This window comes from Streptococcus sp. SV2 (assembly GCF_030440175.1).
Classification (GTDB): Bacteria; Bacillota; Bacilli; order Lactobacillales; family Streptococcaceae; genus Streptococcus; species Streptococcus raffinosi.
On record NZ_JAQFJQ010000020.1, the window covers coordinates 1 to 13,795 of the forward strand.

Annotated in this window: 2 protein-coding genes; both read left to right on the forward strand. The window is 42.9% G+C overall.

The window, feature by feature from the left end; translation table 11 throughout:
• Positions 1–368: 368 nt before the first annotated feature.
• A complete protein-coding gene (locus PCY14_RS08855) occupies positions 369–875 on the forward strand; it encodes an EXLDI protein (RefSeq protein ID WP_042771863.1) in 507 nt (168 codons plus the stop codon).
• Between the two features lie 1,318 nt (positions 876–2,193).
• Positions 2,194–13,707 carry a GEVED domain-containing protein gene (locus PCY14_RS08860; RefSeq protein ID WP_301363441.1) on the forward strand — a complete coding sequence of 3,838 codons (11,514 nt, stop codon included), beginning with the start codon at positions 2,194–2,196 and terminating at the stop codon, positions 13,705–13,707.
• Positions 13,708–13,795: the final 88 nt, after the last annotated feature.

The following is a 13,795-nucleotide window of genomic DNA, read 5'->3' on the forward strand; positions in this document are numbered from 1 at the left end:
CTCATAAGTTCTTCCTAATGATGGTTTGGTTGCTTTTCATTATAGTTCTTATGGGACTTTTTGTCTGCATTCAAAAAGCTCTATAATCTCTATAGTGATTTTACCCACTACAGAAATTATAGAGCCGTTTCTACTTAAATAGAAAGAAGGTCCTAGGGGTCTTCTTTTTTTGTTCAAAAACGAAGAACTTTGTATATTGCATTTTGATATTAGGCTCCCAGTATCAGTGAAGAATCACAGTCTTCAACATCATAATGATGGAAAGAAAGTCTATCTTGACAAAATAACTCTATATAATTATAATTATGTTTATAATCATATAGATGATATACTTCAGATACAAGTTACAAAAATAAGGAGGTATGGTTATGGCCACAAAAAATATTTATGTTGCAGAAGCAGATCTACACTTATTTGATGATGCTGCCAAGTACGCCGGAAGTGTTTCTGCCGCTGTGATACAGGCACTTCAGGACTTTCTAAGTGTTCAAGGCAACAAAAGCGAAGGATATGACAAGATTGAGTTAAATCTCTATGAAAAAGGGGTAAGAAGAAAGGTAATGTTCTATGGTATGGAGATTACTCGTGTAGAACGTCCGGTAGACGGTGGAATAAGGATTGACACGATTTATAAAACTGCAAAAGGGCAGCTTGCAGTGGCAACCAAGGTTCGCAAGGAGCTTCCGAATTGGGCGAAAGGAAATCCACACGTATGGGAAAACCCGCAGTCTTGGTCACATGATTTTTGGAATCTGGGGGACAGAGTGTTAAACGTATATCCGAACATAGAGAGCCTAAAGGAGAAGGATGCGTATCTTGCTGAGTGCTGCGAATCTTCTCTTTCGGAAAAGCCTTATGAGTTTTTGGATATTTAGATTAGGTATAAATACTAGATTTATAGAACTATAACAAGCAAATAATGAGATAGCTTTGTGTTTATATATCATATGGATTTCAGAGATGAAAAGAAGGAAGCTTTAATTAATATTGCTATGGTATATTTGTCTAGTGTTCGGGATTATCGTCTTTCTCCTCGCGGTTAATGTAAATCATGTTCAAAAATTGATATTAAAAAAAGCGGAGCGACTCTTAGACGAGTCTGTTCATACCGAAATTGTAGAATATCATTATTCCGTTGACGGGATTGAGATCATTTCTCAGCTTGTGATCAGCAAAAATTATTGAACCGCATATAAGGGCTACGCTACTAAGGGGCAATATATATACGAAGTAACCATACTAAGGGTGGTATTATTTTACATCATGGGCAGTAAGGGGGTATGAGATGGCGCTGATTACTAAAATCAAAGCCTATCGCGAACAGGCCGGAATAAAACAAATTTTAATATTTTTTCTATTTTGGGGGCAAAATCCTGACATCTACATCTAGTAACGCTATCCAGCATCACGTTCACAACTTGATGATATAGAGCTTTCTTGATATTATTTAGTTAAATATATTTTAAGTGGGGGTGAAAGGATGATTAACTTTTCTTGCAAATAATCTTAAAAAAGTAGCATTACCAGTATGTATGGTATTGTTGCGCCCATTGCGAGAAAGTTAAATTCTATTTATCCAGAATATCTTAGTAGCATCACTCTCATGGAGTGGTTCCATTTTGCTATGGTGAGCTGCAAGAATTAACTTTCTTGCGGCTCTGTTTTTGTTTTTTGTGGCTCTATATCTCTAGAGTCATTAAACTTCTTTAAAGATTTAGGGTTATTTTAGACAAATAGTGATTAGCTATTCGTTAAGTAAGTGAGGTTTTTATTCCAGAAGTGTGGTAGTTTAATCTTATTTAGTGTTGTTAACGATTTAGCTTTATTCGGAATGGATACCTTATGAAAAAATAAGGAATTTTTTGAATTTTAATAGTTTCCATAAAACTCCCATTTTGAAAACGTAATATCGAAAATAATGAAATCTTGATTTTCTTTTTACAGATAATTCTAAAAAATGATAGTTATACATAGGTATGGTAATATAACCCGGAAAAACATTATATTTATGCTGTATTAGCAATATTTGTTGCTTTTGATTTAAGATTAATTTAAAATATTTGAAAATATGAGCAAATATTCCCACAAATATTAGGAAATTTGTTAGAATGTATAACGATTAGTATTTTTGAATACTTTTAATCTCATTGAGGGGTGAGATACTTAAATGCATAAATGTGGAGGATTACCAAAGTGGGTAAAGATTTATTTAATGATCGAATTAGTCGATTTTCGATTCGTAAATTGAATGTAGGAGTTTGTTCGGTTCTGTTGGGAACTCTTGTTATGGTTGGTGTTGCAAATCAAGTTTCAGCTGATGAAACTAGCAACCAAACCCAAGTAGAAGATGTGACCAATACGACTGCAGTAGCAAGTGAAGGGACACAGTCTCAAAATACTGTTGCAACTCAAGCTTCGATGGAAGTCGCAAATATTTTATCTAGTTCTGAGGCAAATAGTCAGTCTCAAGCTGTTTCAACAGCTAGCCAAATAGTCTCTGAAGCATCAACGACACCAGCTTCTAGTGAAGCAACATCTCAGGCAGCTGTTTCTACTTCGGAGACATCAGCTAGTTCTGTACAATTTTCAAATAGTGTTGCTGGTACTGTGAATGTAGCTAGTAGCACGACTGGCGCTTCAACGACAGCATCTAGTTTAGCAGCCACTTCTGAATCACAAGCCTCAGCCTCAGCATCTGAAGCGCAAAATATGAACGTTGAAGTAGAGGCTTCTAGTAGTAACTCCCTTTCTGGAGGGGTTGAATCTCCAGTAGTGGAACAACCAGTAGTGACAGCTGAAACTTCTGGCAAACGTCGTAGTCGTCGTTCTATTGGTGATCCAAATGATCCAAACCTCATCGGAGATGATGTCCAAGATGCCACTTCAACTCCTAAAGAAGCAAAACCAGGTTTCACAACAAATATCAAAGCTACTGACTTGGCCAGCCAAATCTCTTGGTTGGACTTTGGTGATACAGCCAACTGGACTGGAACAACCACAACATCGAGTGGGAATCTTGCCCTTCAAGTAGGGTCTACCTATACCAAAGAAATCATGCCGGGCTATGTGGTAACCATCAAAGTTAAATCTTTAAAACCTTTCCAAGCGACAGAAATCTACAAAAAGCGCTTGGAAGACCGAGGAGCGACAGAAGCTGAAAAGGCTACCTATGACCCCAATGCTAGAAATGGTTATGTGAATGGGGCTACTTCAAATTATACCAAAGCAGCTTTCAGTGCTGGTGAAGAAGCCAAAGTTATTGCCGAAGCTCAAAACCAATGGACAGAAATACGAAAAGAAGGCATCAATACTGGTACTAAAAAAACAACCATCAGTTCCGAGTTTGACGGTGGCAATATTGGGGTCCAGTTTGAAATTTCTGCGACCTTCCGTGGAAAAGTGGTCAAACCTGCCATTGTCATGGCGGATGGTGAGTCCGCTAACCCTGGTGAATTGGTTATGTTCACCACAAACGGAGAAGGTTGGCAACACATTGGGGAATGGTTAAAGAACAATAATAAAAATACGAAAACTTATATTCCACAAAATACAGATAATTTATTTGGTTCAAGCCCTTCCACTAATATAAATGGCATGAATCTCTATAGGACGAACCTTGACCAACTTCGACGTTCAAATCAAGTCGGACCGGATAAAAAAGCGGTTGCTTGGAAGTACTTTGGAAGTGCCGATTTAACAACTGGGGGTCTCGGAACAGGAGTGTTCGGGCCAAATATTTCTTCAAGTGATGTTGCTGTTCCCCTTGTTATGACCAAGGGGGCTTCTGAGATTGGTCTTTATATCGTCTCAGGTGGGAAACAGTCAGCTATGTTTGGATTCTTCCCGCTTGATGAAGGGGATGCACCAGAGTCTTATGGTAAGGCTATCCACTCTATCGCAACCGTTGATGGGATCACAGGTAAAAAAGTCAACCAACCTTATCTTGGTCACTTGAGCCCAGATATGGATGAAAACAATGCACTTGATTGGTTTGGTGATGACAAGGCAACGACAGCTGATGAAGGAATTGATCAATTGCTCCCAGCTGAGCTCAAAGGGACAACCAATGAGATGATCAAGATGGACCGTACGCATCCAGGGAACTACACCATCACTCTTGAAGCTCATACAGATGGGGCGCCTCAAGCCAATATTTATGGTTGGATTGACTTTAACCAAAATGGCACCTTTGATGAAGATGAACGTTCTGAGTTGGCTACTATTACCAAGGATGGTTCTGTTACTCTAAGATTCACCAAGAGCAAAACCTATATCGATCCAAGTGTCAATGAACTAGGCGTACGTGTCCGGATTGCTAAGGATGCTGTTCAAATCGAAAGCCCTACAGGAATGGCTTTCTCAGGGGAAGTTGAAGATTTCAGAACTCAGGTTACTCACCCACCAAAAGGAGAAGTCAAAGAAACAACTGGTCTTCAAGGTGAAAAACAAAGCTCTACTGTAGCCTTTACGGCTCGTGGTCTCTATAAGTATAGTCTTACAGATAAGGCTCAGATTGACGAGGCAGTTGCTCCTCAGATGGTGGACAACCGTACTGGTCAAGTCGTAACACCAGGAGCCGATGGCTACTATGCTGTGCCTGGTCAAGGGAAATATAAGATCACTCCAAACGGGACTTCAGTGGATGTTGGGTTCATTCCTGAAGATCACTTCCTAGGAACAGCAGATGGTATTTCTATCCGTCGTACAGATACCAATGGCTATGACACAGGTTGGTCTACTAAATTCCCTGACATGGAAGCCAATGTCGATACGGCCATCAATACCATGGACGGTCTTTACATCCCAACGGTTACTCCAAAAGATATCAAAGGCGAAAGCAAGACGTCTACCGATGTGCAAGGAGCAACCCAAACAGGTACACCAACCTTTAATGTAGTTGGAACTAACCTAGATGGTAATAAGATTACTGTTACTCCAAGTGCCTTATATCCTGCTAAATTGGTAGATCCAGCAACTGGTCAACCGACAAATGCTCTTTCTGTTACGGTAGCAGGAGAAGGAACTTACACTATCGATGATACGACTGGTAAAGTGACCTTCGTTCCAGAACCTGGTTTTACAGGCACTGCGAATGGCGTAACGGTGACCTTGTCTGCTCCTGTTGGACGAGATAAAGATGGTACGATTCGTGATGAGTACGTTAAGACAGCGACTGCTAAGTACACTCCAACGGTAACACCAATTACGGTTACTCCTACAAATAAAGTTTCTGCAGATGTTCAGAACGTTCCTCAAACACAAACACCAACCTTTGATTTAAGTAATGACAAGACAGCTCAAATCACAAGCAAGAAATTGGTGGATCCAACAACTGGTCAACCGACTGATGATGCAACTGTAACTGTAGCGGGAGAAGGTAGCTATACTATCGATCCAACGACTGGAGCAGTTACATTTACTCCAGAAAAAGATTTTGTAGGTACTGCAACAGGAGTAACTGTTCAGGCAACTGCTACAATTACAAATGCGAACGGTAAGACTGCAACCATCACATCGGATGCGACTTACACACCAACAGTTGTAGCAGCTGTTCCAACAGCTCAACCTGCTAAATCTAAGGATATTCAAGGTGCTACGCAAACAGGCACTCCAACCTTTGCAGGCACAACTGTCCAAGTCAACGGTCAAGACAAGGCTATTACCATCAAAGACAATAGTTACAAACTCTTGGATAAAGATGGGAACGAAGTAACCGGTACAACCCCAGCATATGCAGCAGACGGTACAACTGAAATCGGTAACTTCTCAATTGATCCAGCAACTGGAACAGTAACCTTCACACCGACTGATAAATCATATACAGGTGCTGTTACACCGGCTAAGGTTCAAGCTGAAAGCTCGAATGGTATCAAGGTGGCTACAACCTACACACCAGAAATCGTTCCAGTAAGTCCAACCGCAACACCAGCTGAGTCAACTGATATCCAAGGTGCCACACAAACAGGCAAACCTGAATTCCAAGGTGGAACAGTAAACGTTGATGGCGTTGATAAGACAGTAGCAATCAATGAAGCTGTACCAGCGACATTTGACGATGGTACAAAAACTAAGACAATTCCAAACGTAGGTACTTACACAGTAGCAGCAGACGGAACAGTAACTTTCGTTCCAGAAAAATCATTTGTCGGAACTGCACCAGCGGTGACTGTTGTCCGTGAAGACATGAACGGAACCAGAGCGCAAGCGACATACACACCTACAGTTACACCAGTTAAGCCTACTGCGGATCCAGCAACTTCAACTGGTAAGCAAGGTCAAGAACAAACAGGCAAACCAGTCTTCACCGAAGGTAATAGCCGTGTACCAATGAACGATAGGGTTGCTGCAACCTTTGATGATGGTTCAACGACGAAGACAGTTCCAAATGTTGGTACTTACACAGTAGCTTCAGATGGTACGGTAACCTTCGTTCCAGAAAAATCATTTGTCGGAACTGCCCCAGCAGTGACTGTTGTGCGTGAAGACATGAACGGAACCAAAGCGAAAGCAACATACACACCAACAGTAACTCCAGTAACCCCAACAGCGACTCCAGCTGAATCAACAGGTCCTCAAGGTGTAGTTCAAACGGGAACAGTAACCTTCACAGAAGGTGATCCTGTCGCACCAATCGACAAAAATACCATTACCCTTCTTGATGAAAATGGTCAGCCAGCTGCGGCAGTATTTGCAAAATCACCGGCAGGTGTAATTATTGGTACATTTACGGTAGATAAGATTACTTCAGTGGTGACATTCACACCAAGTGATAAATCTTACTCAGGTGAAGTGGTTCCTGTTAAAGTTCGAGCTGCAGATACTAATGGTACAACTGTAGAAACAACTTATACACCTAAGATTACACCAGTTGTTCCAACTGCAGAAGATGCAACATCTACAGATATCCAAGGAGCCACTCAAACTGGTAAGCCAGTCTTTACTGAAGGTGACAGCCGTGTGCCGATGGATGATGACACACCAGCGACTTTCGAAGATGGTTCAAAAACTAAGACAGTTGATGGTGTTGGTACTTATACAGTAGCTGCTGACGGAACGGTGACTTTCAAGCCGCTACCAACATATGTTGGTACACCTGAAGGTGTGACTGTGAAACGTGTCGATAAGAATGGTACGGCTGTAACAGCTAAGTACACACCGACAGTTACACCAGTAGTACCAAGTGCTACACCAGCAGTTTCAGAAGACGTTCAGGGAGCTACACAAACCGGTAAACCTGAATTTACTGCTGGAAATAGCCGTGTACCTATGAATGATGCTGTTCCTGCAACCTTTGACGATGGATCAAAAACTAAGACAGTTGACGGCGTCGGTACTTACACAGTAGCGACGGATGGTACGGTAACCTTTGTTCCAGAACCAAGCTTCACTGGTACAGCACCAGCAGTGACTGTTGTGCGTGAAGATATGAACGGTACTAAAGCTTCAGCAACTTATACGCCGACAGTTAATCCAGTAACTGTAACACCAACTAATAAAGTATCTGAAGACGTTCAAAACGTTCCACAGACAGAAACACCAACTTTTGCCTTGAGCAGTGACAAAACAGCTCAAATCACAAGCAAGAAATTGGTGGATCCAACAACTGGTCAACCGACTGATGATGCAACTGTAACTGTAGCGGGAGAAGGCTCTTACACCATTGATCCAACTACAGGGGCTGTAACCTTCACACCTGAAAAAGACTTTGTCGGAACCGCTAAAGGTGTAACGGTCCAAGCAACTGCAACTATTACAAATGAAAACGGTAAGACCGCAACGATCACATCTGACGCGACATACACACCAACAGTTGTAGCAGCTGTTCCAACAGCTCAACCTGCTAAATCTAAGGATATTCAAGGTGCCACACAAACAGGCACTCCAACCTTTGCAGGCACAACTGTCCAAGTCAACGGTCAAGACAAGGCTATTACTATTAAGGACAATAGCTACAAACTCTTGGATAAAGATGGTAATGAAGTAACTGGTACAACTCCAGCCTATGCGGCAGATGGTACAACTGTGATTGGTAACTTCTCAATTGATTCGGTAACTGGGACAGTAACCTTCACACCGATTGATAAATCCTACACAGGTGCTGTGACACCAGCTAAGGTCCAAGCTGAAAGTTCAAATGGTATTAAAGTTGATACAACTTACACACCAGAAATCGTTCCAGTGACACCTACAGCAACGCCAGCTGAAACCACTGACATTCAAGGTGCGACTCAAAAAGGCAAACCTGAATTCCAAGGTGGAACAGTAAACGTTGATGGCGTTGATAAAACAGTAGCCATCAATGAAGCTGTACCAGCGACATTTGACGATGGTACAAAAACTAAGACAATTCCAAACATTGGTACCTACACTGTAGCATCAGATGGTACTGTAACCTTTGTTCCAGAAAAATCATTTACTGGTACAGCTCCAGCAGTAACCGTTGTCCGTGAAGACATGAATGGAACCAAGGCGCAAGCGACGTACACACCAACAGTTACACCAGTTAAGCCAACTGCAGAGCCAGCAACTTCTACTGGTAAGCAAGGTCAAACCCAAACAGGTAAGCCTGAATTTACTGAAGGTAATAGTCGTGTGCCAATGAACGACGATGTTCCAGCAACATTTGATGATGGTACAACAACTAAAACAGTTCCAAACGTAGGTACCTACACAGTCGCTTCTGACGGAACTGTAACCTTTGTTCCAGAAAAATCATTTACCGGCGAAGCCCCAGCAGTGACTGTTGTGCGTAAAGATATGAACGGAACCAAGGCTTCTGCAACCTACACACCAACCGTTACTCCAGTAACTCCAACAGCGACTCCAGCTGAATCTACTGGACCTCAAGGTTTGGTTCAAATGGGTACAGTAACCTTCACAGAAGGTGATCCAGTTGCCCCAATCAACAAGGATTCTATTACCCTTCTTGATGAAAATGGTCAACCAGCTGCTTCAGTAGATGCCAAATCACCAGCAGGTGATGTTATTGGTACCTACACCGTTGATAAAGAAACAGGTGTGGTGACCTTCACACCAACGGATAAATCTTATTCAGGTGACGTAGTTCCTGCGAAAGTGCGAGCAGCTGATACAAATGGAACAACAGTAGAGACAACTTACACACCTAAGATTACGCCGGTGGTACCTACTGCTGAACCTACAACATCTACAGATATCCAAGGAGCTACTCAAACTGGTAAGCCAGTCTTTACTGAAGGCGATAGCCGTGTGCCGATGAACGATACCGTTCCTGCAACTTTTGACGATGGTTCAACTACCAAGACGGTCGATGGTGTTGGTACTTACACTGTAGCATTAGACGGAACAGTTACCTTCGTACCTGAGAAATCATTCGTCGGAACTGCTCCAGCAGTGATGGTTGTTCGTGAAGATAAGAACGGAACCAAAGCTTCTGCAACTTATACACCAACTGTGACTCCAGTAACACCGACAGCGACACCAGTTGAAACTACAGATATTCAAGGTGCTACACAAACTGGTAAACCTGTATTTACTGAAGGCGACAGCCGTGTGCCAATGAACGATGATGTTCCAGCAACATTTGATGATGGCTCAACTACCAAGACAGTAGACGGCGTTGGTACCTACACAGTAGCAGCAGATGGAACCGTAACCTTCGTACCTGAGAAAACATTTACTGGTACAGCACCAGCTGTAACCGTTGTTCGTGAAGATAAGAACGGAACCAAAGCCTCTGCAACTTATACACCAACTGTGACTCCAGTAACACCGACAGCGACACCAGTTGAAACTACAGATATTCAAGGTGCTACACAAACTGGTAAACCTGTATTTACTGAAGGCGACAGCCGTGTGCCAATGAACGATGATGTTCCAGCAATATTTGATGATGGCTCAACTACCAAGACAGTAGACGGCGTTGGTACCTACACAGTAGCAGCAGATGGAACCGTAACCTTCGTACCTGAGAAAACATTTACTGGAACTGCACCAGCAGTGACGGTTGTTCGCGAAGATAAGAACGGAACCAAAGCTTCAGCAACTTACACGCCAACTGTTACTCCAGTAACTCCAACAGCGACACCAGCTGAATCTACTGGACCTCAAGGTCTTGTTCAAACTGGAACTGTAACCTTCACAGAAGGTGATGAAGTAGCTCCAATTAACAAGGATTCGATTACTCTTCTTGATGAAAATGGTCAACCAGCAGCATCAGTAGAAGCGAAATCACCAGCAGGTGACGTGATCGGTACATACACCGTTGATAAAGATACAGGTGTAGTGACTTTCACACCGACAGATAAATCTTATTCAGGTGATGTTGTCCCAGTTAAGGTTCAAGCAGCTGATGCCAATGGAACTACAGTTGAAACAACTTATACACCGAAGATTACTCCGGTTGTTCCAACTTCTGAAGATGCTACATCGACAGATATCCAAGGTCAAACACAATCTGGTAAACCAACCTTCACGGAAGGAAATCCAAATGTTCCAATTGATGAAGATACTCCAGCGACCTTCGAAGATGGCTCAATTACGAAGACCATTCCTGGTGAAGGAACCTACACTGTTTCTCCAGATGGAACTGTAACCTTCGTCCCAGAAAAATCATTCACCGGAACTGGAACAGGCGTAACAGTGAAACGTGTGGATAAGAACGGTACTGAAATCACAGCGAAGTACACACCAACTGTGACTCCAGTAACCCCAACAGCTGAGCCAGCAACATCTACAGATATTCAAGGTGCGACTCAAACTGGTAAGCCTGAATTCACTGAAGGCGATAGCCGTGTACCAATGAACGATGATGTTCCAGCAACCTTTGAAGATGGTTCAACTACGAGAACTGTCGACGGTGTTGGTACTTACACAGTAGCAGCAGACGGTACAGTAACCTTCGTCCCAGAAAAATCATTCGTCGGAACTGCACCAGCTGTAACAGTGGTTCGTGAAGATAAGAACGGAACAAAAGCTTCTGCGACCTACACACCATCTGTAACACCAGTTACCCCAACTGCAGAAGGTACAACATCTACTGACAAACAAGGTCAAACGCAATCAGGTACACCAACCTTCACACCAGGTAATCCAAATGTTCCAATGGATGATGATACACCTGCAACATTTGAAGATGGCTCAATTACGAAGACCATTCCAGGTGAAGGAACATACTCAGTTGCTCCAGACGGAACCGTAACCTTTGTTCCAGAAAAATCATTCACTGGAGAAGGTACAGGAGTAACGGTTAAACGTGTCGATAAGAACGGTACTCCAGTTACTGCTAAGTACACACCAACTGTGACTCCAGTAACTCCAACAGCAACTCCAGCTACATCAGAGGCACCTCAAGGTGTGGTTCAAACTGGAACTGTGACATTCACCGAAGGTGACCCAGTTGCACCAATTGATAAGGATACCATTACTCTTCTTGATGAAAATGGTCAGCCAGCAGCTTCGGTAGATGCAAAATCACCAGCCGGTGACGTGATTGGTACCTTCACCGTTAATAAAGAAACAGGTGTTGTAACCTTCACACCAACGAATAAATCATACTCAGGTGATGTCGTTCCAGTTAAGGTTCAAGCAGCTGATGCAAACGGAACTGTCGCTGAGACAACTTACACACCGAAGATCACTCCAGTTGTCCCAACTGCTGATCCTGCAACATCTACAGACATTCAAGGCCAAACACAAACAGGTAAACCAAGCTTCACGCCTGGTAACCCAAGTGTACCAATGGATGATGATGTACCAGCAACCTTTGAAGATGGCTCAACAACTAAAGTTATTCCAGGTGAAGGAACTTACACTGTTGCTCCAGATGGAACTGTAACCTTCGTACCAGAAAAATCATTTACAGGAACAGGTACAGGAGTAACGGTTAAACGTGTCGATAAGAACGGTAGCTCAGTTACAGCAACTTACACGCCAACCGTAACACCAGTAACACCGACTGCTAAAGATACCACTTCAACTGGTAAACAAGGTCAAACTCAAACAGGTAAGCCTGAATTTACTGAAGGTGACAGCCGTGTGCCAATGAACGATGACGTTCCAGCAACCTTTGAAGATGGCTCAACTACGAAGACCGTTCCAGGTGAAGGAACATACACAGTTGCTCCAGACGGAACCGTAACCTTTGTTCCAGAAAAATCATTCACAGGAACAGGTACAGGTGTAACAGTGAAACGTGTGGATAAGAACGGTACCCCAGTTACTGCAACCTACACCCCAACTGTGACTCCTGTGACACCAACAGCGACACCAGCAGAATCAACTGGTCCTCAAGGTGTTGTTCAAACGGGAACTGTAACCTTCACCGAAGGTGATCCTGCTGCCCCAATCGACAAGGATACCATTACTCTCCTTGATGAAAACGGCCAACCAGCTGCTTCAGTCATTGCTAAGTCACCAGAAGGTAAAGAAATCGGTACTTACACAGTTGATAAGACTACAGGCGTTGTAACCTTCACACCGACTGATAAATCTTACTCAGGAGAAGTGGTTCCAGTTAAGGTACAAGCTAAAGATACAAATGGCACACCAACTGAAACAACTTATACACCTAAGATTACGCCAGTTGTACCAACTGCTGATCCTGCAACATCTACAGATATCCAAGGTCAAACACAAAGTGGTACACCAAGCTTCACACCTGGTAACCCTGCAATCCCAATGGATGATGATGTTCCAGCAACCTTTGAAGATGGTTCAACTACGAAGACCATTCCAGGTGAAGGAACATACACAGTTGCTCCAGATGGAACCGTGACCTTCGTTCCAGAAAAATCATTCACAGGAACAGGTACAGGCGTAACAGTCAAACGGGTAGATAAGAACGGTACCCCAGTTACTGCAACTTACACCCCAACTGTGACACCAGTAACTCCAACAGCAGAATCTACAACTTCAATTGGAAACAAGGGCCAAACCCAAACAGGTAAACCAGTCTTTACCGAAGGCGATAGCCGTGTTCCAATGAATGACAAGGTTCCAGCAACCTTTGACGATGGCTCAACAACCAAGACTATCCCAGGTGTTGGTACCTACACAGTAGCAGCAGACGGTACTGTAACCTTCACACCAGAAGCTGAATTCACAGGAACTGCACCAGCAGTAACAGTGGTTCGTGAAGATGTGAATGGAACTAAAGCTTCTGCAACCTACACACCAACTGTACGTCCAATCACTAAGTTTGTGGACAAAGAAGGCAAGGAAATCCCAGGATATTCGGCTCTTGATGGTGAACAACCAAAAGCTGAGATTTCTGGTTACCGCTTCGTCGAAACCAAGAAATTGCCAAATGGTGATTTCGAACACGTCTACGAAAAAGTGACAACTTCTTATGTGGACGAAAAAGGCACTCCAATTTCAGGTTACCCAACAGAAGAAGGCCAACAACCTAAGAAAGACATTCCAGGTTATGAATTTGTGAAGACAGTTGTAGATGAAAATGGTAATACCCAACACATCTACAAGAAGACCGTGACTCCAACACCAGCGCCGGATTCAACACCGACACCAGAGCCACAGCCAACTCCACAAGCAAAACCAGAAGAATCTGTTCTTCCAGAAACAAAAGAAGAAGCAAGCTTCATCAATCCAACTGATGAAAATGCTCAACTTCCAAAAACTGGTAGTGAAGATTCAAACCTTGCAATCTTTGGTTTAGCAAGTCTTCTTGCAGGATTTGGACTTTACGGCACTAAACGTCGTAAACGCTAAAATAAGCTTTGTTCGTAAAGATATCAAGGTTTTTCGAAGTCAAAGCAAAAATAGCTCTCCTGTCAAATGACAGGAGGGCTATTTGTAT